Source organism: Pandoraea captiosa (assembly GCF_902459775.1).
GTDB classification, from domain to species: domain Bacteria; phylum Pseudomonadota; class Gammaproteobacteria; order Burkholderiales; family Burkholderiaceae; genus Pandoraea; species Pandoraea captiosa.
On sequence record NZ_CABPSQ010000003.1, the window covers coordinates 315,039 to 338,338 of the forward strand.

Here is a 23,300-nt window from a genome sequence, read left to right on the forward strand (position 1 = left end):
GTCTGCCATCCGGCGATAACGCTGCCCCGGTAACGCTGAACCGGCAACGATGACCCGCTAGCGCGAGCCGCCCTGCGGCGTCACCCCGCCTACCGCGGTCCACCGCGTCGGATGCAATGCCGAAATGCGATGGCCGCCTGCCGAATTCCGTATTGGCCGGGATTGCAGCACGTCGGTATAGTGGCGCTCGTTGGCCGACGCGACACCGTCGGCATTCGCTTTTTCGGAGCCTGTCTTTCATGATCGACGCCGCGCGCATTACGCAAGCGCTGGCCGAGCGCCATATCACCCCCGACCTGCGCCAGCGCGACGCCATCGCCGCCCTGACAAAGATGACGCAGATGACGAAGATGACGCACCGGTCAAACCTGACGACGGCCGGGGCGTCGCCCGACGGCCCCCCGTACGACGGCGTGTACTGCTACGGCTTGCCCGGACGCGGCAAAAGCCTCGTCGTCGACGCCGCCTTCGCCGTGGCGACCTGCGAGAAGCGCCGCGTGCACTTCCACGAGTTCCTGCGCGACATTCACCGCCAGCTCGTGCGCGAGCCGAAGTGCGACGACCGGCTCGCCGCCGTCGCCCATCGATGGCTCGACGGCGTCGAATTGCTGTGTTTCGACGAGTTCCACGTTCACGATATCGCCGATGCCTTCCTCATCGGCCGCTTCCTCGACATTGCGCTCGCGCGCGGGGTACGGCTGGTACTAACGTCGAACTACGCGCCGCAGCAGTTGCTGCCCGACCCCGAGTTTCACGAGCGCTTCGAGCCGACCATCGCGGTGATCCTGCAGCGCTTCGCGATCATCCATTTCGACGGCGCGACCGACTACCGCCTGGGCGGAGAAACGGCGCAGATGACGCGTTGGATTTCCCCATTGGCGGCAGCGCAAGACGTCTTTCCCGCGCGATATGCGGAACTGGAAGGACACCCCGCGTCGGGACCGACGCAGGTGACGATGGCCGGGCGGCCGCTGGCAGCGCGCAGTGCCGGCGCGCGGGTGTTGTGGGCCGACTTCGATGCCCTGTGCGTGGCGCATCGCTCGCATCTGGACTACCTCGGCCTTTGCGAGCAATGGCGGGTGCTGTTCGTCGACGAATTGCACGTCGAACAACTGCGCCGTCCCGATACGCTGCAACGTCTGCTCTGGCTGATCGACATTTGCTACGACCGGCAGTGCACATTGCTGATCGCGTCGGACGCGCCCCTCATTGCGGCGCTCGACGCCCTGCGGGACTGGCGCGATCTCTCGCGCACGATCAGCCGTCTGGCCGAGATGGGATCTCGCGATTACGAGCGTCGGACGCTGCGTACCCCACACTAAGCGTGCCTTGCCGATCTACACCACGCTTGCAATGCGCTCGCGCAACCAGCGGTGCGACGGATCGCGATGCACACGTTCGTGCCAGTACATGGAGATTTCGAACCCGGGCAGGTCGATGGGGGCAGACGTGATCTGCAGGGCTGGATCGTCTCGCACGAGCCGCTCGGGCGCCATCGCAACCAGGTCGCTATTCGCCAGCGCCGAGCGCAGAAACAGAAAGTGAGGCACCGAAAACACGACGCGTCGCGACATGCCTTGCGCCGCGAGCACATCGTCGGTACTCGCCCGGAAGCCGCCACCGTCCTGTGAAACGATGGCGTGATCGAGCTCGCAGAATTGCCTGAGCGTGGGGCGACGTCGCAGCTTCGGATGTCCCCGGCGCCCCACGAGCACATACTGCTCGGTGAACAGCGCCTGGCGATGCAGCCCTTGCGGCGCGTTCTCCGTCGTATGAAAGATGACGTCGACACTTCCCTGCTCCGCCTGACGCGCCATTCGCGACGGCACCAGATCGAGCACGGCCAGACGCACCCGTGGCGCTTGCACACGCAATTGCCGAAGCAACGGCAACACGATGGTCGATTCGGTGTAGTCGGTCGCGGCAATGCGCCAGATCAGATCGGCACTCGCAGGTTCGAAGGGCGCCGCGGGAGCCACGGCACGCGAGAGCGATTCGAGCGCCTCGCGCAGCGGTTCGCGCAACGCCTCGGCACGCGCGGTCGCGCGCATGCCGCGTGGCCCCGGCAACAGCAGCGGGTCGTCAAGCAGCTCGCGCAACTTCGCCAGATGCACGCTCACCGCCGGCTGAGAGATATGCAGCCGCTCGGCTGCACGCGTGACATTCAACTCGGCGAGCAGCACGTCGAGCGTGACGAGCAGGTTCAGATCGAGGCGTCTCAAATTAACCATCGTTATACCTGACATATTAGGAATTCATTTCCAATATACCGCCTGGCGCCCTAAGCTGCATGCGTTCTCCCTGCTGTTGCGCGAACCGCCGCAGCAGACCACGCAAAAGCAATCGACTGCGCCGAATGGCGACGGAGTTTGAAAATGAATGTCCTGATCGTTTATGCCCACCCGCAACCGCGCTCGCTCAACGGTGCGCTTCGCGACTTCACCGTGCAACATCTGCAAGCCGCCGGCCACCACGTGCAGGTCTCGGATTTGTATGCGATGCAATGGAAGACCACCATCGACGAACACGATGCGCCGCAACGCGATCCGTCCGAACCGTTCCATGCATCGCTCGACTCCATGAAGGCCTATCAGAGCGGCACCCAGAGCCCCGACATCGCGCGCGAGCAGGAAAAGCTGCGCTGGGCCGATACGGTCATCTTCCAGTTCCCGTTGTGGTGGTTTTCGATGCCCGCCATTCTGAAAGGCTGGGTCGACCGGGTGTATGCCTATGGTTTCGCCTATGGCGTGGGTGAGCATTCGGATACGCACTGGGGGGACCGCTATGGGGAAGGCAGCCTCTCGGGCAAGCGCGCGATGCTGGTCGTAACCACCGGCGGCTGGGAGTCGCACTACAGCGCCCGGGGAATCAACGGCCCCATCGACGACGTGCTGTTCCCGATTCAGCACGGCATGCTGTTCTATCCGGGATTCGACGTTCTCCCGCCGTTCGTTGCGTATCGCACATCGCGTGTCGATGGCGCAACGTTCGAGACGATGACGCGGGCGCTCGGTGCCCGGCTCGACAGCCTCGCCACGACCGCGCCGATTCCCTATCGTCGACAGAACCACGGCGACTACGACATCCCGGCGCTCACGCTCAAGAACGGAATCGCCGACGGAAAGACCGGTTTTGCGGCACATATTGCCTAAGGGGCTCAGGCGGCAGTGAATGGCTTGAATGGGCTTGAATGATGGAACGGAGCCAAAGCCCCGGTGCGTCGGCCTTTGCCGGGCCGCTGGCGTGCCGGGTTGCTACCGGCGGCGGCATCTGCAAGACTGGCGACTTCGCGCCGTCATGGCGCCGCTAACGGTGTCTCGTCATGCAACACGCCACGCTTGCGATTTACGCCACGGCCGCATTGATCGGCGGCCTGATTCCCGGTCCCAACACGCTGCTTGCGCTGGCAAACGGCGTCTCCGGCAACTGGCGCGTGGTGCTTGTCGGGATGTGCGGTGCGGCGCTCTCGGACGTGATTGTCGTGGCGGCCGTCGGCGCCGGACTTGGCGCCTTGCTCATGGCGTCGGCCTCATTGTTCGCCACGATCAAATGGATCGGCGTGGCCTATCTGGTATGGCTGGCGATCCAGCTGTGGCGCGCCGAGCCGCAAGACCTGAGTCGCGTGCGTATCAGGTCCGACCTGAGCGCACGACGCGTCTTCCTGCGCAGCTTTGGTGTTGCCCTGACCAATCCGAAGATTCTGCTGTTCTTCTCGGCGTTCCTGCCGCAGTTCGTCGATACGTCCATGCCGCTTGCACCGCAATATGCCGTGCTGGCCATCGTCTCGGCAGCGATCGACATCGTCGTGATGACGCTTTACGCAACCGGCGGTGTGCAGGCCGCTCGGCTGATGACGGCCCGCGGGCTCAGGCGGCTGAACCGGGTGTGCGCCGTCGTCATGTTCACGCTCGCCGGCGGGCTCGCGCTCTATCGCAAGAGCGGCAGCTGACGCTGCGCCCGTGCGCCGCATGAGCGACATGGGCCACATGGGCCACATGGGCGATCTGGACGACTGGTGAAGCACGGCGCGCCCCCGCGCCGCGCCTCACCTTCCCCCTCGTCCATCCACGAACGTACAAACTCGATACTCCCGAGCGTCCGAAAACGTCTCAGACGGTCGTCGGATCGAGTTTTTCGGGATCGATGCCGTACTTTCGGATGGCCTCGCCAACGCGCTCGCGCGGCACCGTGCCGGCATCCGCCAGCGCGCCGAGCGCCGCAAGCACGATGAAGTGACGGTCCACCTCGAAGTACTTGCGCAGCGACTCGCGGGTGTCCGAGCAACCGAAGCCGTCGGTGCCGAGTGTGACGAAGCGGCGGTCCTGCACAAACGGGCGAATCTGATCGCCGACGATCTTCATGTAGTCCGTGGCGACCACGACCGGCCCCTCGCGATCGCCCAGACATTGCCGGACATACGGCACGCGTGGCGGCTGATCCGGATGCAGCAGGTTCCAGCGCTCGACGGCCAGTCCTTCGCGACGAACCTCGGTCAGACTCGTCGCACTCCAGATATCGCTCTGCACGCCGAAATCGTCACGCAACAGCACACTGGCGGCGATCACTTCGCGCAGGATCGCGCCACTGCCCATGAGTTGTACGCGCGGCGTGTCGGCTGACGCGGGCTCGCCTTCGCGCAACAGATACAGCCCCTTGAGGATGCCCGACTCGGCGCCCTCGGGCATGGCCGGGTGCGCGTAGTTTTCGTTGAGCAGCGTGACGTAGTAGTAGATGTCTTCGTCATCGACATACATGCGCTGCATGCCGTTTTGAAGAATCACCGCCAGTTCGTACTGGAACGTGGGGTCGTATGCCACGCAGTTCGGAATCACCGAGGCCAGCACGTGGCTGTGCCCGTCGTCGTGTTGCAGCCCCTCGCCCATGAGCGTGGTGCGCCCGGAGGTCGCGCCGAGCATGAAGCCGCGCGTTCGGGCATCGCCTGCGGCCCAGGCGAGGTCGCCCACGCGCTGAAGGCCGAACATCGAATAGAAGATGTAGAACGGAATCGTGGCGAAGTCGTGCGTGCTGTAAGACGTGCCCGCGGCAATCCATGAGGCCATTGCGCCCGATTCGTTGATGCCTTCTTGCAGAATCTGCCCGTCGAGCGCTTCCTTGTAGTAGCTCAGTTGCCCGGCGTCCTGCGGCGTATAGCGTTGTCCGAGCGACGAGTGAATGCCGATCTGGCGGAACAACGGCTCCATGCCGAAGGTGCGCGATTCGTCCGGCACGATGGGAATCACGCGCTTGCCGATCTCGGGGTCCTTGAGCAACGCCGTGAGAATGCGCACGAACGCCATCGTCGTCGACAACTCGCGCTCGCCGGTGTCCTTCAATTGCGCTGCGAACGTGCTCAGCGGCGGAATGGCGAGCGGTGCGCGAAGGCCGAAGCGCGCCGGTTGATGCCCACCCAGTGCCGCACGTCGCGCCGCGAAGTAGCGGCCCTCAGGGCTATCCGCGTCGGGGCGCAGATAGGGCATTTCCGGCAATTGTTCGTCGGAGACGGGGAGATCGAAGCGATCGCGGAAAGCGCGCACGGCGTCGGCGCTCATTTTCTTCAACTGGTGATTGACGTTCTGCCCCTCGCCCGCTTCGCCCATCCCGAAACCCTTCACGGTCTTGGCGAGGATCACAGTCGGGCGTCCCTGCGTCTTCATCGCCTGGGCGTACGCGGCGTAGACCTTCAGCGCGTCGTGACCGCCACGTGCGAGTTGCCAGATGTCGTCATCGCTCAGGTGTTCGACCATCGCCAGCAACTCGGGCGACGTGCCGAAGAAGTGCTCACGCACATAGGCGCCGTTCTGCGACTTGAACGTCTGGTAGTCACCGTCGACGCACGCCATCATGCGCTCGCGCAGCAGCCCGTGGACATCCTTTTCCAGCAGCGCATCCCAGCCGCTGCCCCAGATCACCTTGATGACGTTCCAACCCGCCGCACGGAACGTGCCTTCCAGTTCCTGAATGACCTTGCCGTTGCCGCGCACCGGGCCGTCCAGGCGTTGCAGGTTGCAGTTGACCACGAAGATCAGGTTGTCCAGACGCTCGCGCCCGCCCAGCGAAATCGCGGCCAGCGATTCGGGCTGATCCATCTCGCCGTCACCGAGGAAGGCCCAGACCTTGCGTCCCTGATGTTGCTTGAGACCCCGGTATTCGAGATAGCGCATGAAGCGCGCCTGATACGCCGCCGTGATCGGTCCGAGCCCCATCGACACCGTCGGGAATTGCCAGAAATCAGGCATCAGGCGCGGGTGCGGGTACGACGAAATGCCGGCGAGCCCCGCTTCACGGCGATAGTTGTCGAGCTGTGCTTGCGTGATTCGCCCTTCGACATACGCCCGCGCGTAGATCCCCGGCGCGGAGTGTCCCTGCACGTAAATCATGTCGCCGTCGAAGGTGTCGGTGCGGCCCCGGAAGAAGTGATCGAAGCCCACGTCGTAGAGCACCGCCGCCGATTGATACGTTGCGATGTGACCGCCAACGTTCGAATGCTTGCCTGCACGAAGCACCATCACCATTGCGTTCCAGCGAATGAACGCATTGAGCCGCCGCTCGATGGCGAGATCACCCGGATAGACGGGCTGACGCGACGGCGGGATTGTGTTGACGTAATCGGTCGTCACGCGCGTATGGAAGTCGCCGTGCTGCGCAAAGTCCCAGGCGGCCAGCCGATCGATCAGAAAGTGGGCGCGCGAGCGGCCCTCCACGGTGGTGACGCCTTCGAGCGCGTCGAGCCACTCTCGCGTTTCCTGAATATCGGTGTCGGCGCTCGCCACTACGGGCAGTTGGGTCATGACATGTCTCCTCGAGATCACGGAAGGGCGCGATCGCAAGTTATGCGTTGCATTTGCAATCGTCTTGCCCGCCATTCTAGCGATGTACAATTGCAACTGCAACTCACCCATGAAAACGACAAGGACATTCATGAGTACACCCGAACCCGATCTCTGGTTCTCTTTCGTGCGCGCCCATCGCACGATGATTCGCGAAATCGAGCGACGGCTGGCGGCCGCCGACCTGCCCGCGTACGCGTGGTACGACACCCTGTGGGGTCTTGAAAGCGGCCCGCAGGGTACGCGTCGCATGCACGAACTCGCCGACGTGCTCGCCATCGAGCGCTATAACCTGACGCGTCTGATCGACCGGCTGGAGCAGGAAGGGCTGGTCACGCGCATGCGCGACCCGGACGATGGCCGCGCCGCCTATGCGACCATCACCGACAAGGGGCGCGCGCTTCGCAAGAAAATGTGGAAGGTCTATCAATCCACCGTGGCGGAGTTGTTCCTCAGTCAGTTCCGCGAGAAGGACATCGCGCCGGTGGCCGAAGCGCTCGATCGCGCCAGTACGGCGGCGCGCGCGTTTCTGGTGGAGACGAAGCCGCGATAGCTGTCGATAGCTGTCGGGAGCGAACGCTCGTGCGTGCCTGCGACGCTGTCAGACGATGCCGTAGCGGCGTGTCGCCTCAGCGATTCGGGCACGTGCAAACGTGCCTTCGCTTACCAGCAAGCGAAGCGCATTGAGCACGATCCAGCGTACGCCCGGCGTGTCGCCGCTTCTGAGACTCTCGCCGCTTTCGTCCCTGCCGCCCAAGGCGTCGTTGGCGTAGCTGCCGTTACTGTCGTCGCTGCCGAGCGCCAGGAAGCGTGCGGGAACGTAGGCACCGATCTGATGGGCGATATGGCGCGCGTAGCCGGTCACGGCCAGGACAGGCGTACGTCCGTCGCCAAGGCATTGCGTCAGGTGAGATACGCTGGCCGCAGGCTCCCCACGCAGCATCGCCACGCGTTCGGCGTCACCGGCTTCACGGGCCAGACGCGTATAGCTCGGGCAACTCCAGACCTCGCACGCCACCCCCCAATCGAGTTGCAACCACCGCGCCGCTTCCATGACATTGGTGAGCGCCCTGCCTGCTCCGCACAGACGAATCGTATAGGGCGGATGCGTCTGTGGCAGCGCACGCAGGCGGTACATGCCGAGGAACGCGTCGCGGGCGTCATCCGGGCCGAGCGGCGGCCCTTCACCGCAAGGGGCATCGTGCGCACTCAGATAGCAGAACCCCGATTCGCCGCGCACGTACAACGCGTCGAGCGCTGCGCATAGCAGGGCGCGCAGTTCCTGCGCCGTTGCCGGATCGTACGGCAGCCAGTCCGATTGCGCGGCGAGCCACAACGGCAACTCGGGCCGCACGCGCTGTTGCCTGTCGGGTGACCAGACGCTTGCGTCGTTGAAGAAGATGCCGCGTCGGGGCGCCGTTGCCGAAGTGGCACCGTCAAGCCCCATCGCTTCGACCCCCGCCGTCAACACGCCGCGCAATGTGGGTGAGTGCAGCCAATAAAGCAACGGCCGCTCCGGGGCCGACGTCGGGCGAAACCACGTGGCGATCGCACTGGGCAGCGATGCCGATTTGCCCCGGCGCTTGCGGAGGGACGTCTGCGCCGCCCGCCCGGCACCTGCTGCCGCCATCTCAGCCCGCGCACGCGCCGGGTCGACGATCCACACCTGATCGGACATATCGACATGAGACAGCGCGTTTGCGATATGCACGAGGGCATCCAACGGCGATGTCGCAATGCCTGACAGACGCATGTCGCGACCGTCCCCGACGCTTGTCACATGCCCTTCCCGCCTGTCACTGCCCGGCATACCGAACGCCTGCAACTTTCCGATGCAGGCCAGCGCCGCCTGCCGCGTTGCATCGTCCACCGACGGAAAACCCCGATCCGACATCGCCCTCATGGCGCCTCCTTCATGTTCGCGCGTGTTTCCACACATCTTGCGATTCGCCTGGGAAACTCTTACGATTGCAATTGCAATCATTGTATTTGCAATCGCAAATCCGAACAACATCCCGAGGTGCCCATGACGCCGACACTCACCAAGACCCCGCCCCTGACGTTCTACACGGCCAATACCCCTAACGGCCTGAAGGTCAGTGTGTATCTTCACGAAGCTGAACTCGAGCATGAGCAGGTCAACGTCGATCTGTCTGCGGGCGAGCAGAAACAACCGGCGTTTCTGGAACGCAACCCGAATGGCAAGATCCCGGTCATCGTCGATCATGAACGTGACGTGACCGTCTTCGAATCCGGCGCGATCCTGACGTATCTCGCGTCGCAGACGGGTGTGCTGCAACCCATGTCCCAGACGAAGGCCGTCGCCGTGAACCAGTGGCTTCACTTTCAGATCGGTGGCATCGGCCCGATGCTCGGGCAGTTGTGGTGGTTCCTTCACGGCTCGAAGACGGGCAATGCCGAGGCGATCGCGCGATATCGCAAAGAGTCGCTGCGGCTGATCGACGTCGTCGACACGCGTCTGGCGCGCTCACCCTACCTCGCCACGGACGACTATTCCATCGCCGACATCGCCGCGTTTTCGTGGCTGCGCACGCATGACGAGCTCGGCCTCGACCTGACGCCATTCCCGCACGTGCGTCGTTGGCTGGCGCAGGTCGAGGCGCGTCCGGCGGTACAAGCCGCCATGGTTGCCAACCGGGGCGAGGCCCGGTCGAAGGAGGTTTGATGCCATGGCCTGGATCTATCTGCTACTTGCCGCCGTGCTGGAGATCGCGATGGGATTGGCGCTGAAGTTCAACCAGGGATGGACACGTGTGGTGCCCAGCGCAGTCGCTATCGCCGCCGCATTGGCGAGCATCTATTTGCTCGCGCTCGCACTGCGTTCGCTGCCGGTGGGCATGGCTTACGCCATCTGGACCGGCATCGGCACGGTGGGCCTCGTGGTGGCCGGTGTGATCTGGTTCGGCGATTCGCTGCCGTGGACACGCATCGGCTTTCTGACGCTGACGATCGTGGGTATCGCGGGGTTGCGGTTTTCCGAGGGCGGTGCCACGTAATCATCGCCGCCCGTTCCCGGTGCACGGCACAGGCGCGACACCACTGCCGCGAGGCGACGATTTACGCCCGACCGGGCAGACCCTATACTGCCCGCAGCGAGCGACATCCAGCCTCACCATTGCATTGACAAGGGCGTGACATGACACACGATGTGACCAGCGTCGAACAACTCGAAGCGATTTACGGCGAACCGAGCGAGCGTGCCATCTGGAAGGAACTGACGTATCTCAACGAGGACTATCAGGCGTTCGTGAAAGCCTGCCCGTTCGTCGTGTTGGCGTCCGTTGGCGAAGGCGGCACCGACTGCTCGCCGAAGGGCGATCCGGCGGGGTTCGTGCAGATTCTGGACGAGCGCACGCTGGTCGTTCCCGACCGACCGGGCAACAATCGGATCGACAATCTTCGCAATATCGTCAACGATCCGCGCGTATCGATCCTGTTCCTGATTCCGGGCGTAGGCGAGACGTTGCGCGTGAACGGTCATGCCCGCGTTTCGGTGGACCCGGCGTTGCTCTCGCGCTTCGAAGTCAACGGCAAATTGCCGAAGACCGTTATCGTCGTGTCGATCGACCGCGTTTATTACCACTGTGCAAAGGCCATCGTTCGCTCACGGCTATGGGACAAGGAATCTCAGGTGCCTCGCGAATCGCTGCCGAGTCCCGGCGCCATGCACCGCCGACTGTCCGGCGGCACGTTCGACGGTCAGGCTTATGACCGAGATCTGGAGAAGAACACCCTGGCGGGCTTGTACTGAGCATCAGAAAGGCGCCTTCGGGAGCCTTGTCGCTTTGGGGTAGCCGACGGCGCAATGCGTCAATGAGTTCGCCAGTGGGCTCGAAATAGTTGACGTCAGGTAGTGCCCCAGCGGTAATCCGGTTCGCGGTCAGTGAGCCGGGTAACTGATGTTATTGAGCACTTCGCCCTTGTCGTCAAGCGTGACGTCCCTTCTATCCGCCAGATATCCGTTTTTCCCGAAAACCAGCGTTACCGTGCGTTCCTGCATCTTCTTGCCATCGCATACGAGCGTCGATTGTGCCTTGTAGTGATCGGCATCCTGGCCGGCGATCTGACTGTAGGTTTCCATGCAGCCGTTCCGGTTCAGAAAACCCGTAACGACATCGCGCGTTTCGTCGTAGAAGAATGTGAATCGAGTCTGGTCGGGATAGACGATGCTCTGAAGATTGAAACGATCGCTGTAGGTGAAGGCATAGCGTTTGCGCCATGCATTGTCGAGTTCAGACAGTTGATCGCCCTCGAACGCGTAATTGGCAGCGGTCCCTCCCGGCCCCTGAATTTTGGCGAGATGCGCACCATCGTAGATGAACGTCACACCCTGCGCGTCGGGCGCCATTAGCTTGACCACACGCCCCGCAGCGTCTGTTTCGACCGCCATGCCAGCGACGGAGACCAGCTTGCCGCTCCAATCGTAGGTCTGCACGCCCACGGAGAAGCCGGGGTGCCGGACTTCGATCCCCGTGCGGGATATCTTGACCGTAGCGAAAGTCTCCGGGCTGGTCAGCAGGATATCGGCGCCGTTCCGGGCCAGCGTTTGCAACGTCGTCCCGACAAGCTTCGTTCGCGTCGCACGGTCGGGCTCGAAGCGAATCGCATCGCCGAATTGCTGACGCGTGCCACAGTTTTCGATGGTCACCGAATCCTTCGCAACGACAGCTCGCGTCTCGATATCTATGTGCTTTTCCTCCTTCGCCGTCTTGAGGTGAATCGCATTGCACCAACCTACCCCCAGCGCGTTCTTATAGGTGTTGCGTGATTTGTACTGGTGCACGACCGAGCCCCACGCGGGCGACATGGCAGCGATCTCGTAATGCATTTCGAGATTCTCCATGTTCACACCGACACCCAGTGCGTTCACGGACGAGGCAACACAGCATAACGATAGGAGGAGCGGGATTCTCATGGCGTACGAGATGACGAGGTTGAAAGCACGAGATAGGGGGCGGGTTAGCGTCACGGATTGGCGTCACGAATTGGCGTCACTTAAGGCGTTCGATCTCCCGATAGCCGTCTGCCTCATAGTTCACCTTCCACGTTTCACCGGAGTCTTCGCGAGTCTGAATCGCCTCGCCAATCAAATCTCCGTCGACGAATGTGCCTTGTACGCGCATGACGCCCTTGAACGTCACCTCGCCTTTGCCCTCCGGCACACAGACATCGCCGTTGAAACGGCAAGTCCCCTGATACGTTTGCTTGCTGGTATCTCGGAGCAGAACACCACGACGCAGGCCTGCGGCTGGATCAACGATGACCGATGTCTTGTCGACACTGTCGAAAAGCGAGTACCGCCGCCCCGCTGTCATGTCGACCGAGCTCCTGACCTCGGTTTGCGCAAGCGAGCATTTGTATTCCTTCGCTGTGTCGGATCGATAACAACGACTTCGTGCCACGGTAATCGGCGTTGGAACGGAAGACCGAAAATCAGGAAGGAAAAAGCCGAACAGGTCACCCGTGATGAACTGCTCCTTAAGGACTTGTTCGAGCAACGTCACATAAAGCGCGAACGGTGTGAGCCGCGAAACCATTGTCTCGTCGATGCCGTACTGGGCAATGGCACGGCGGAACGCCGGATCTATAGCGGGTGTGAAAGGGTAGGTGAGCGCTTCACGATGCTCCTGCGTGTTTGCTAGTTTGAGCGACAAAAGCAAGTTCTTGGCTTGCAGAACGAACATTTCATCGTTGACGTTTGGTGCATCGGGTTTGATCCGCTTTAGCGGCCCATCGAGGATGCCGCAATACAAGCCCATGCCGAGCGTCTCGGCCGCCGAGGCGACACCCGCGTACAGCTTGTCCGTCAGTGCGCCGGGTTTGCCAATACCATGACGGAGCGCTTCGAAACCCACGGCATTCTGGTGAGCAATGAAAATCGCCATGGCGTGCTCTGGATTTTCTCGGCTTGCCTGTGCCGTTTTCAGAACAGCGCATACGTTCGTGCCCTCGTAGACGACCATCATGCTGTACGCCTGCCGGACATGCATCAGATATCCGAAGTCTCCATCGGACGGCACCGCCGCACTCGGCTTCGGATGCGTGTGCGCACTGGATACGCTTTCCCCTTCGCATTTCAGCCCGTTGACTTCGATCTGGACAGACATGTCTTCGCCGTCCTGTATCTTCCCGACCACCCAGTTGATCCCACTGTTTTCCAGGCTCCCCTTGCCTTCGATCTGATCCCGAAGTGCCTTTTCCTGTGCGGCATAGGTGGCGGGATCCATCTGCGCCTTGCCCGCTACCAGCGTCGCATATCGGTTCATCAGTACATTCCGATCCTCGGACCGCGCCTGGGCCTTGATGCCCAGACAGGCGCCGGCCTCTCTATTGTTGGCTAGCGTCGTCGCGCCCAGACGCCTCAGACCTGCTGTCCACTCGGCAGGGACAAACAGCTGTGCAGGTAGATCCGCCGGCGCCTTGGCAATCTTTAGTCCGGCGAGCAGGTACTCAGATTCCGTGAGTTGCGCATGCGCGCTCGACACGGAGAGCATGGCGGCGAGGCCAAGCGATAGCGCAACGCGGGCGAGTTTGGAGCGACAAGTCACAGTAAAAGGCCTTTGGCATCTTCGATCCATCCGTCGCGGCGCGAAAAAAGCGTCTCGACCGGATGCCAGATTCATTGCGCGCAGTAAGGTGAAAACGCGCTGCGACGACTGCGGCAGGGCTTGGGACATCGTCCATCCAAGCGATGTCCCGCCGTGACCGTTACGTTATATCCGGCTTTTTATTACCGCCATCCTTCATTTGCAGGATGTCGGTTCAGAGTGGCCCTTCCTATACTTTTTCCACCTGAAAACTCGGTGGCGCGCAGCGCGCGTCGCCAATGACGCTCCTATGCGACTCTCCATGCGCACGTCGGTCTTGTCATGTGCCCTTGCCGCGCTGCTGCTCAGTGGCTGCTCGTTCGCCCCCAGGCTTCCGGCACAGCAACCCCTAGGTTCGGGCATCTTCGACCAGAAGCCGGAGCAATCTCCGCAGGCGAAGCTGCGTGGTGGCCCCAATGCGAGGCTTGCCGTCATGCTCACGCGCAATACCGTGGCCAACACGCGCTACATTCTCGAGCGCCGGGTCGATTACGAAATAAATGGGACCGGCAACTCGTGGTCACAGCCTTATGGCGTCCTGCTCGATGCGTCGTTTCCCTTGTCGTGGGTCGCCAACTCGCTGAAAAAGCAGTTCGGCACCGTCAAGCAAATCTCGACGCTCGCCGAGCTTCGTAGCGGGAGCTTCGACGGGCTGGCCTTGGTAGACATCCTCTACGAGCCTTATGCAAAAGGCATCTCCGAGACGACGTCTCGCGTCACTGTGACGTTCTACGACGCACAAGGCCGCTACGTCGGCGTGGCGGGAAGCCGGGAGTACAAGGTGGACAGCGGGTTTTGCTGCTGGACCTATGCAGAAGTCATTGCACTCACCCGTAAGCAGCAACGCCCGCTGATCGACGCGCTCTCGGAGTTCGACGCGAACCTGCCATCCGTCGTGGACCGGTCTGCGTCGCCCGACAGAACGGCGGGCAAGCAAAGCGTGTCGGCGAAGTGATCGAAATTCGCTTTTGCCCCACGCCGCCCTTGTGCGTTTCCACCCTTCCGTCAACGCAATCGAGTCATCCATGCGACCTCTCCTGACGAGCCTTCGGCGCCACGGCCTGATAACGGCGATGCTTTGCTTTGCAGGCACACCGTCCGTGTACGCGCAAAGCTGCGACTGCACGCAGATCGTGAGTTCATGCACCGGTTCGGTGGCAATGACGCCCACCGGAAGCCAAAAGGGGCTGTACGGGGCCGATCTCACCATCAGCGCCAACGCACAGCAGTGCGCCAAGGTCGAGTACTTCGTCGACAACACACCGGCGTTCACGATTCTGGTCAACGGACGCTCGGGAACGGACCGCGTGATGGGAACCAGTGAAACGCCGATGACGGCGGACCGGGTGACCTATCAAAGTTGCCGCGTCTGCAAGGCCGGCGCATCCAATGCTGCGGAGAAATCGGCGGCACAAACGCGCAATGAAGCGGAAATGCTGTTCGATGCTGCGCTGGACAGAAACGACTTCAATCCGTACAGCAAGGATGAGGCGTTCCAGCGTCTGGCAGGCAATGCCGGTGCTGTAGATGGTGCCAACATGGCGGCGATGATGAGCGTGATGCAGAGCATGCAGCAGCTCCAGGCGACGGTCGGACGAAGTGCGAGTGTGCCCGCAGCGGTAGCCGTGTCACCCAGTGCGGCACCCGCGAAGAAGACGACCGATACGTGCACGTCGAAAGGCTTCAGAACGTGTGATTTCGGCTGGCCGGAAGACGTGCCTCGTAAGTGACGTGCCCCCCTGTCGCAAAAATGTTGGCTGAGGTTGCGAACTTTCCGTGATTTGCCGTCGACGTAAATCGTCGGCTCCCGCGGGAAGCCGATGCCGGATTAACGATTCTGTGGGGCGATGTGCCGCAGTTGCGACGCAAACGCCCGGTGACTGTCGATATCCACAGGCTTGTGCGTGACGACCGACGTCGGTGGATTCCCCGCCACGTTGTTCCCGCCCTTCCAGTCGCGCGCGGGCCGAACGGGGCGCGGTGCGAAGCCGCCGCCGCAGTTCGGACAGACATTTTCCAGTACGGTATCGACGCACGTCTCGCAAAACGTGCATTCGAAGCTACAGATACGGGCCTGCGTCGATTCGGGCGGCAGTGCCACTGCGCAATGTTCGCAGCTTGGCCTGAGTTGCAGCATGACGTTCTCCTCTCGGGGCAGTGAAATCACCGCCATCGTAAGGGGACGCAATTTTTCCGACAATCGCACATTCCGCCATTCTTGATTCAATCTCTGCCAACCCAGCGAATCGCCGGGCAGCAACGAGAGGGAACGCCGGTCAACGCGCCGAGGAATGCAGGATTCGTGAGGCGTATGCGCCTCGTCTTTAAGAGGCTGCGCTGCTCCAGGCGAATTCGCGTCGCGATCATTTGGTCAAGGTCGGGGGACGGCTGGGTCTTCTGTTGACCAGTCTGCGCAAATGCAACGCCACTGATTGCCCAAAAGATCACGAGACATGCACGTGGGATCGCTCGCATCATCGCTCCCATGGGAGTTTTGGACGGGGTATGTACACTTCGACGGTCTTCACCTTCGTATCGGGCGACAGGTACGCCATCGTTTCGCGGATCGTCTCGTTCGAGCTAATACGGGTATCGCCAAATGCCTGCGTCTCTAGAACGACACTGCCGTCCCCCGTCTGAATCACACCTCCCCCTTGAAGTGAATGCCACCTCGCACCGGATGTGTTCGTGATATCGCAGTACACGTCAGGGGTGAACCACCCTGATTGCTTGCACACGACCTTCAGGTCGGGGTTATCGTTGAATGCCTTGATTTCCGGTGGTGACACAGCACCGCAGCCGGTCACGAGCGCGGAAACTGCCACAGCTCCCCCAAGAGCCGTTCGAAATCTCTTCATCTGGAATCCCCGTTTGGCGTCGAGTCTTATCGAATGCGTTCGGTCTGGCTGTTGCCGCAACGCTCACAACGCCCAGTGTTGAACCCATGTTCGAGCAAGCGTTGTTCGACACCTGATTGCACCCGACGTGACCACACCGTAGGCAGCGATACAGCAACATCCCGCATCACGAGCAGTTACGGGTTCCTTTGCACATCGACTTGTTCTTGTTCTCCGTAGTTGATGGCTGGGCATGATAACCAGCGTCGGTTACGATATCCCAAGTTAGACTAACCCACGTTATTGAATAGTCCATATCCGGTTCAAGAATGACCGGATGCCGAATCCTATTCATGATCCGAAGTACCAAGTGTTCCGTCAGATGTTGTTGGATGCCCGCAAGGAGAAGGGGCTACAGCAGGTCGAAGTTGCGGAGAGACTCGGGAAGACCCAGTCGTTCGTGTCGAAGTACGAACGGGGGGAGAGACGTCTCGACTTCTGTGAGTTCATCGAGGTTGCAGCAGCGCTGGAAATTGATGTGAACGCCTTCGTCCTTCGTTATCGCCATCAATTGAAATAATCGCACTACGCCTTTGAATTTTCCTAACCATAAGAAAAATGAAGCCAAAGTCCAACACGCTATTTCATTTCACAAAAAATCAAGAAACCCTAAAAAAAATATTAATAAATGGGTTTTGGCCGCGATACTGTCTCGAGGATGTCAAGTGGATCGGATATGAGAAATTCGATTACGTGTCATACCCAATGGTGTGTTTTTGCGACATACCTCTGTCTAGAATATCAGAGCACGTTGATTTTTACGGGAGCTTTGGAATTGGTCTGACCCGGCAATGGGCTGAGACGAATGGCTTAAATCCGATTTTATATGTTGCCCGCGAGAATGGCGTAACCGCGACGTTTCGAGAATTCAACGAGCACGCTAGCATTCACAAGACTGAGGCCCAACGCGAGGCGGCCAAAGTGAGCATGAGGTACCTCCTCGCCCACACCAAACCCGCGGAAGGAAATATGGTATTGGATGGAAAACCGGTTGAAAAAGTTTTCTACCAAGAGTCGGAATGGCGGTACGTCCCAAAGAATAAGGATATTCCTGAATATCTAATCAAAAGCAAGTTTGAAAATGCAGACGAAATTGAAAAAGCCAATACAAAAACACTTGAGCACTGCTTGTTAAAATTTAGCCCAAAGGATGTCCGTTATATTTTTGTCAAAGCAGATGCAGACATCCCGAATATCATAAACTTCATCCAGGAAAAATTGGATCATTATCCCGGCGCCGACCAGAAAGTACTGATGTCGCGCGTCGTCTCGCTAGAGAGTCTGAGCGAGGATCTTTGATAGGTGTTCCTGCTTGACGCACCGGAACCGCTTCGATATGCAAGGGCGTGTTTATGTCACTTCCCGCATGGACCTTATCCAGCGGCCGCCTTCCAGCGGCAGAACCCGGACGCGCTCGCGTGACGGTACTGGCAGTCGTAAACGACCCCACGTTCTTGGCACTGGGAGAGCCCCGTTTGTTGATATCGCGACGTACTGGCGCGAACGCGGAATTTGGACAATCACATGCAGGAGTGAAGATCGAAGCGTTTCAGACTTGCCGGTTTTGGTGAGCCACTGGATGCCGCTCCCGTCCCTTCCATCTTTAGACTGACATTGCCGAGGCAGCACACACCTGCGAGCCCCAATCGTTCGTGTCGACGTACGAACCGAGGAAACGACGCCCGATTTTTATGAGTCCATCGAGATTGTGCCAACGCTGGGGATCGATGCGATTGAGTTTATCGAACGATGTTAATAATCGAATTAGAATCTGCAAAGATGCAGACGCACGTGGCGAGCGAATTTTGGCTTATCGTGGCTTGAACCGGTGAACGAATTGGTTGTTTCTATCTCATCAAGTTAGAATTTAACACCCAGAGCATACTAATAAACGGCATGCCTTGGCATGTAATTCCGCAACTCATTACAAATAGAAAATTTAAACCAGATGGACTTCCTGAGCACATACGGAAAAGAGATATTGGCACTTGTTGCGCCTCTAGGTACCTGGCTCGTCAAGTATAGGGCTCGTGCCAAAGTTATTTGGGCCAGCCCTCACTCCTTCACATTCTTGATTCAGGAACCTCAAATCGGCCCAGAGGGAGAAATCCTTAACTCAACCCAAACAGCCACAACTGCGTCGATTAGAGTTATGAATCTTGGTCATGATCCCGCAACAAAAGTGGAACTTGTATTTAACTGGAAGCCCCAGTATCTCAACATATGGCCGGTCCGCCATTACGAAGAGAAAATTGATCAGGATCGACGCCACATCATGATTTTTAACACTCTTTCTGCGAAAGAGGACGTCAATATCGAGATAATGTCGATCAATACACCACTCCCAGAACTGATCCACGTCCGGACAGCGGAGTGCGTCGGTAGGCGGACCAATATGATGTGGACCCCGTTCGTTCCAAAGTGGCAGATAAATCTAGCAGTAATTTTTATGGCTTTGGGTGCCAGCGTTGTGGTCTATGGAGCTTTGTCTCTGCTACAGTTGGTAATACTGAAAACACCGTCACTGTAACCACTACCTCCCGAGGCCACTCAGAACGTGCTCGAAGCTCACGCAATCGGCATCAAATCCCTTGATACTCCCATCTACCGGATTTTTCCGCGAAAACGCTTCTTGCAAGCTCTTGAGGAAAAAGCACTCGTACTAGTTGCGCCACGTTTGTGGGACGACCCGTTAGAAATTGACCTAGCGATCGCAGTGAGGTGGAATTCGAGCGGCGGTACAGCTCAAAATATTATTCAAAATTTCCCCTCCGCCTTTGCTCAAAGTTGGTCGGCAACGCAGGAATCGGACGCTCTCTTGCGCGCGTACTCGCGGATCCAAAAGGACCGCGAGACCAAGCGTAACGTACATAAAGACGAGGAAGGGATCCGGGTCCGGACTACGCCTCGCAAGTTGCTGCAAGCAGTCATTGACGCAACGTCATCCAACAACAATGTCAGTTGCTTCATCGGGCGGGTGATCTACATGACCGATGACCAGCTTATGCATGAGATCGCTGACTTGATTCGTAGGGAGGGATTTAATGCCTTGTCGCCCCCACTACACCGCGCACAACGACTTCTACTAAAGAGAACTGCATTCTCGACAGAAGCGGAAGTTAGAGTCATCGTCGCACACAATGCCGAAGAGGTTACGGCTGAGAATTTGCTATCAGTAAAAATCGACCCAAATAAGTTGTTCGAGGAAATTGCGTTCGACCCTCGGCTAGAGCTTTTTGAGGAAAGAGAACGTCAGAATGACGTCCGAGATCTGGGATATACGGGGAAAATTCACGATTGGACGCTGTACCGCTCCAGGATATTAGAAATCCCAATGCCTAATGACTGGAGTCCGCCGGCACACGCTCCCGCCCAAGGACTCAGACACCTCTGGGAACCTTCATACCGCGAGAAGCGCGTCTCCCTGAGTCGCGTGACTTTGAACCACACCTACGATCCCGACACGTCTCACATTCAGACGAAGGAGTAATAAATTGGACGCGGATGAATCGCCTGAAAACACTTGCCCCGGAATATTCTCGTCGGGATAGGACCTAACTCTAGGCAGAGTGCCTGTTGTTCCACTTCGTTGCCCAAGTGACGGTGCGATCATCTATCACGGAGATCACACCTCATGAACTTCTTCCCACATCACCAACATCGCCTCGACGTTCTCGCCGAAATTCTCGTCACCACTCGGCAAGCCAAACGCTTGACAACAAAACAGCTTGCCGCCCGACTTGGCAAACCCGAGACATTCGTTCTCGACTACGAATCCGGCAAATATCGGCTTGATCTTCCCGAACTTGTGGATATCGCTGATGCCATCGGGATCGACATGATCGAACTCATCAATCTCTACCAACAGAGGATCTGACCCGCTCCGTCAAGGGACATGGATGGGATAACAGATCACATAATTATTATATTTTTCTCTTCTCGTTATCCCGCAGGGCAGGACCACACAAGACAACCACCCGTTTTGGTCACGTCAACCACAGGGGCAAGTACGTCCTTAGATAGATTAGCTGCAAACCTAGATCGGTAGATCCGTGTATTCAGTGGTGTTCTCTTCGGACCGACATCTCCGGCGTATGATTACTGGGGCATTTTGTCGCCCAGATTTCGTGTTTTCGCTTCGCAACCCTGAAACGAGAATCATCGATGAGCACATCTCCCGATCCGACCTCGCAGCCATCGTCTATCGTAGACGTGGACAGCTTGCGATCTGAGCTTGAAAAGCTTAACCCCAGCGCACAACGACGAATCCTTGAGAAGTTCGCCCTTGCTGCGCTCGGAGCGATTCCGTGGGTCGGTGGATTTCTTAGCGCCCTCGCTACCTACAAGACGGAAGAAGGCACGCTCAAGACCGATTCGCTGCAAACGCAGTGGATTGAAGAGCATGAACGACGCATGGGAGATCTGAGCAGAACCATGATTCAGATCGGGCAGCGGTTCGAGGCGTTGGGAGATGAAGTCAACGAGCGTCTAGCAAGCGATCAGTATCTCGACATTGTGAGGAAGGCGTTTCGGACATGGGACGAGGCGGACACCGAAGAAAAGCGACGCTACGTCGCTAACCTCGTGACGAACGCCGCAGGCACGGGCCTGTGTTCAGACGACGTGATTCGTCTCTTCATCGACTGGCTTCACACCTACCACGAAGCCCACTTCGCTGTAATTCGCGAGATCTACACGAACCCCGGTTCCACTCGATATGACATCTGGGTAGCCATACGTGGGCAGCTTGTTCGCGAAGATTCGGCAGAAGCGGATCTATATAAACTGCTTATTCGAGATCTCAGCACTGGTGGGGTAATTCGCCAAGCACGGGATACCACGGATGACGGGCAATATTTGAAGAAGCGCCCGACCCCAACCCCTCGGGGGCAGGCATCCTCCACGATGGAATCGGCATTCGAGCGAACAAAGCCGTATGTTCCGACCGAATTGGGCAAGCAGTTCGTGCACTACACCATGAACGAGGTGGTCACCCGCGTTGGGGGAAACGGCGACCAAGAAAGTCACGACACCGCCTGAAATCGGACCAAAGGGAATCCCCAAAAGCGCCTGAGATGGGAGTTGATCCCAAGGCTCTCACCCCAGAATCGTACACACCGACAAAACGCGTGGATTGCCAAATGCCTCCAATCCCGCGTAAAATGGCGCTCTTCGCGGGCGTCGTATAATGGTAATACCCTAGCTTCCCAAGGCTCGAACCATAACGACGCGGCGTGAAACTCCGCGTCGTTGCGCTCCAGCTTTCCTCCCAACCTCCATGATTTCTTCATGGGGCGTCACCAGAAGTACCCCCACCGTTTTTCGTCGGCCTCAGAGAATCACTGAGCGCCCCCAAACCCGATTCGTTAACTCCAAAGTAGAAGTCACTGAACGTCACCCTGACATCTCGTGTGCCTTGACTCCTGATTCCTTAACGCTACATCACGTTATCCGCATATGTGAAATATACAATTCCGCTCAGCATGGCATACTTCCGAAAAAACACGTGTTTCGGGGATTGCTCCATGCCTATGGACTATAAGCAGTATCAGGAAGAGGTAACTGCAGACATTTCGTCTGTACTAGCGGCGGCAAGCTGCCAGCCCATACTATTTGTCGGTTCTGGTTTCTCAAAGCGTTATGCTTCCGGTCCTAACTGGGAAGAACTGTTACGTCTACTCGCTGAGCGTTGTCCCGTAATCGATAAAGACTTCGCATACTTCAAGCAAACGTATGGAAGCGACTACATCAAGATCGGTAGTCTCTTCGCAGACGCATATCACGAATGGGCTTGGGGCACGGGTAAATCCAATTTTCCCGATGAGTATTTCTCTGATGCATACCCACGCGACGTGTTTATCAAGCACGCTACAGCCCAGATCCTGTCGTCTCTCGGCCCGTCGAACAAAGGTTCCTATGGTTCACCTGAACTAGACGCAGAGATAGCCGCTTTGAAGGCGATCAGCCCGCATGCGATTATTACAACGAACTACGACGAGTTACTAAGCCCTCTGTTTCCAGACTATGAGCGGGTCGTCGGTCAGCAAATTTTGCGTCGCGGTTATCTCGCGATTGGCGAAATCTTCAAGATTCACGGATGCATCACCAATCCGCTGTCACTGATCCTAACGCAGGACGACTATGATCGCTTCAACGAAGACCACAAATATCTGAGCGCCAAGCTCTTGACGTACTTCGTTGAGCATCCACTGATCTTCATCGGATATAAGGCCGAGGACCCCAACATCAAAAGTGTGTTGCACGACGTAGACCGAATGGTGCGTGCGGACTTTCAATTGGTTCCAAACATATACATTCTTGAATGGGACCCCACTTTGACGGAGAAATCATATCCAGCCCGGGATAAGGTGATTTCAGTAGGTGACGATACCAACATCCGTATCAAGAGTATTACTGCAGCGTCTTTTGAATGGGTGTTCCAGGCGTTTTCCAATGGCGGAACACTTGAGAAGGTCAACACAAAACTGCTGCGCGCCCTGATGGCCCGAGCCGTGGACCTTGTTCGGTCAGACATTCCGAAAAAGAGCGTAGAAATTGATTTTCAAACGCTCGAACATGCTGTTGAGAGCGGTGATACCTTCGCCAAGCTTTTCGGCGTGACGTCTATCTCCGATCCGTCTCAGGTGAATTTGAGTTATCCCTATACTCTTACCGGGGTTGCCGAACAACTCGGTTACAGCTATTGGGGTAAAGCTCTCGACCTAATCAAGATCCTTACAGACCAAACAGGGTTCGACATGAAAGCCTCTGACAACGCGTATCACATCACGATGCGCATCGGAAAAGCGAAAGGGAGTGTCACCCACAAGTATTCGCAAAAGGCCGTCGACTTACTCTACAAGGTACTCCATGGGCAACAGTACTCTATCGAACACGCCGATACGAACGACTCACAATAAATCCGTCACAGCAAACTTATCTAGTTCTCGCTCTCAGAGTACATCGAA

Annotated in this window: 22 protein-coding genes; 16 read left to right on the forward strand and 6 right to left on the reverse strand. The window is 58.5% G+C overall.

What is annotated here, in order from left to right; genetic code table 11:
- Positions 1-239: 239 nt before the first annotated feature.
- Positions 240-1,322: a cell division protein ZapE gene (gene zapE / locus PCA31118_RS11975; protein ID WP_150625430.1), complete on the forward strand. Its 1,083-nt coding sequence runs from the start codon at positions 240-242 to the stop codon at positions 1,320-1,322.
- Between the two features lie 15 nt (positions 1,323-1,337).
- Here the strand turns inward: zapE and PCA31118_RS11980 are convergent, their stop codons facing one another.
- Complete coding sequence (locus PCA31118_RS11980; RefSeq protein ID WP_150625431.1) at positions 1,338-2,231, reverse strand: LysR family transcriptional regulator; 894 nt, start codon at positions 2,229-2,231, stop codon at positions 1,338-1,340.
- A 144-nt stretch (positions 2,232-2,375) separates the two neighbouring features.
- Between PCA31118_RS11980 and PCA31118_RS11985 the strand changes: the two genes are divergently transcribed.
- Positions 2,376-3,152, forward strand: coding sequence for an NAD(P)H-dependent oxidoreductase (locus PCA31118_RS11985; protein ID WP_150625432.1), 777 nt, complete (start codon positions 2,376-2,378; stop codon positions 3,150-3,152).
- 170 nt (positions 3,153-3,322) lie between these two features.
- Positions 3,323-3,949, forward strand: a complete 627-nt coding sequence (locus tag PCA31118_RS11990; RefSeq protein WP_150625433.1) for a LysE family translocator — start codon at positions 3,323-3,325, stop codon at positions 3,947-3,949.
- A 160-nt stretch (positions 3,950-4,109) separates the two neighbouring features.
- Here the strand turns inward: PCA31118_RS11990 and aceE are convergent, their stop codons facing one another.
- The gene (aceE, locus tag PCA31118_RS11995; protein WP_150625434.1) at positions 4,110-6,788 is read right to left on the reverse strand and encodes a pyruvate dehydrogenase (acetyl-transferring), homodimeric type; all 2,679 of its coding nucleotides are present in this window, start codon (positions 6,786-6,788) and stop codon (positions 4,110-4,112) included.
- 130 nt (positions 6,789-6,918) lie between these two features.
- On the opposite strand from aceE, the gene PCA31118_RS12000 reads away from it, so the two are divergent.
- Positions 6,919-7,380, forward strand: coding sequence for a MarR family winged helix-turn-helix transcriptional regulator (locus PCA31118_RS12000; protein ID WP_150625435.1), 462 nt, complete (start codon positions 6,919-6,921; stop codon positions 7,378-7,380).
- Positions 7,381-7,428: 48 nt separating this feature from the next.
- Here PCA31118_RS12000 and PCA31118_RS12005 read toward each other — a convergent pair whose 3' ends face one another.
- Positions 7,429-8,730, reverse strand: coding sequence for a transketolase-like TK C-terminal-containing protein (locus tag PCA31118_RS12005; RefSeq protein WP_150625436.1), 1,302 nt, complete (start codon positions 8,728-8,730; stop codon positions 7,429-7,431).
- 123 nt (positions 8,731-8,853) lie between these two features.
- Between PCA31118_RS12005 and PCA31118_RS12010 the strand changes: the two genes are divergently transcribed.
- From PCA31118_RS12010 to PCA31118_RS12020, 3 genes are all read left to right on the forward strand, one after another.
- On the forward strand, positions 8,854-9,513 hold the full coding sequence (locus PCA31118_RS12010) for a glutathione S-transferase family protein (RefSeq protein WP_150625437.1): 660 nt from the start codon (positions 8,854-8,856) through the stop codon (positions 9,511-9,513).
- Positions 9,514-9,517: 4 nt separating this feature from the next.
- A complete protein-coding gene (locus PCA31118_RS12015; RefSeq protein ID WP_150625438.1) occupies positions 9,518-9,844 on the forward strand; it encodes a DMT family transporter in 327 nt (108 codons plus the stop codon).
- A gap of 140 nt (positions 9,845-9,984) precedes the next feature.
- Positions 9,985-10,599: a pyridoxamine 5'-phosphate oxidase family protein gene (locus PCA31118_RS12020; RefSeq protein ID WP_150625439.1), complete on the forward strand. Its 615-nt coding sequence runs from the start codon at positions 9,985-9,987 to the stop codon at positions 10,597-10,599.
- A gap of 129 nt (positions 10,600-10,728) precedes the next feature.
- Here PCA31118_RS12020 and PCA31118_RS12025 read toward each other — a convergent pair whose 3' ends face one another.
- Complete coding sequence (locus tag PCA31118_RS12025) at positions 10,729-11,691, reverse strand: hypothetical protein (RefSeq protein WP_150625440.1); 963 nt, start codon at positions 11,689-11,691, stop codon at positions 10,729-10,731.
- Between the two features lie 148 nt (positions 11,692-11,839).
- Complete coding sequence (locus PCA31118_RS12030; protein ID WP_150625441.1) at positions 11,840-13,525, reverse strand: hypothetical protein; 1,686 nt, start codon at positions 13,523-13,525, stop codon at positions 11,840-11,842.
- A 172-nt stretch (positions 13,526-13,697) separates the two neighbouring features.
- On the opposite strand from PCA31118_RS12030, the gene PCA31118_RS12035 reads away from it, so the two are divergent.
- Both PCA31118_RS12035 and PCA31118_RS12040 read left to right on the forward strand, forming a co-directional pair.
- Entirely contained in the window at positions 13,698-14,390 is a 693-nt protein-coding gene (locus PCA31118_RS12035; protein ID WP_150625442.1) for a hypothetical protein, read from the forward strand.
- A 70-nt stretch (positions 14,391-14,460) separates the two neighbouring features.
- On the forward strand, positions 14,461-15,165 hold the full coding sequence (locus PCA31118_RS12040; RefSeq protein ID WP_150625443.1) for a hypothetical protein: 705 nt from the start codon (positions 14,461-14,463) through the stop codon (positions 15,163-15,165).
- Positions 15,166-15,263: 98 nt separating this feature from the next.
- Here PCA31118_RS12040 and PCA31118_RS12045 read toward each other — a convergent pair whose 3' ends face one another.
- On the reverse strand, positions 15,264-15,572 hold the full coding sequence (locus PCA31118_RS12045) for a DUF1272 domain-containing protein (protein WP_150625444.1): 309 nt from the start codon (positions 15,570-15,572) through the stop codon (positions 15,264-15,266).
- A 1,037-nt stretch (positions 15,573-16,609) separates the two neighbouring features.
- Between PCA31118_RS12045 and PCA31118_RS12050 the strand changes: the two genes are divergently transcribed.
- The 7 genes from PCA31118_RS12050 (at position 16,610) to PCA31118_RS12080 (ending at position 23,252) form a co-directional block, all read left to right on the forward strand.
- Positions 16,610-16,852 carry a helix-turn-helix domain-containing protein gene (locus PCA31118_RS12050; protein WP_150625445.1) on the forward strand — a complete coding sequence of 81 codons (243 nt, stop codon included), beginning with the start codon at positions 16,610-16,612 and terminating at the stop codon, positions 16,850-16,852.
- A gap of 38 nt (positions 16,853-16,890) precedes the next feature.
- Positions 16,891-17,631 (forward strand): abortive infection system antitoxin AbiGi family protein, encoded by a 741-nt coding sequence (locus tag PCA31118_RS12055; RefSeq protein WP_150625446.1) that lies wholly within the window; start codon positions 16,891-16,893, stop codon positions 17,629-17,631.
- Positions 17,632-18,280: 649 nt separating this feature from the next.
- The gene (locus tag PCA31118_RS12060; RefSeq protein WP_150625447.1) at positions 18,281-18,862 is read left to right on the forward strand and encodes a hypothetical protein; all 582 of its coding nucleotides are present in this window, start codon (positions 18,281-18,283) and stop codon (positions 18,860-18,862) included.
- Positions 18,863-18,889: 27 nt separating this feature from the next.
- The gene (locus PCA31118_RS12065) at positions 18,890-19,822 is read left to right on the forward strand and encodes a hypothetical protein (protein ID WP_150625448.1); all 933 of its coding nucleotides are present in this window, start codon (positions 18,890-18,892) and stop codon (positions 19,820-19,822) included.
- A 144-nt stretch (positions 19,823-19,966) separates the two neighbouring features.
- Positions 19,967-20,209 carry a helix-turn-helix domain-containing protein gene (locus PCA31118_RS12070; RefSeq protein WP_150625449.1) on the forward strand — a complete coding sequence of 81 codons (243 nt, stop codon included), beginning with the start codon at positions 19,967-19,969 and terminating at the stop codon, positions 20,207-20,209.
- 287 nt (positions 20,210-20,496) lie between these two features.
- Entirely contained in the window at positions 20,497-21,372 is an 876-nt protein-coding gene (locus PCA31118_RS12075) for a hypothetical protein (protein ID WP_150625450.1), read from the forward strand.
- 485 nt (positions 21,373-21,857) lie between these two features.
- The gene (locus PCA31118_RS12080) at positions 21,858-23,252 is read left to right on the forward strand and encodes an SIR2 family protein (protein ID WP_150625451.1); all 1,395 of its coding nucleotides are present in this window, start codon (positions 21,858-21,860) and stop codon (positions 23,250-23,252) included.
- Positions 23,253-23,300: the final 48 nt, after the last annotated feature.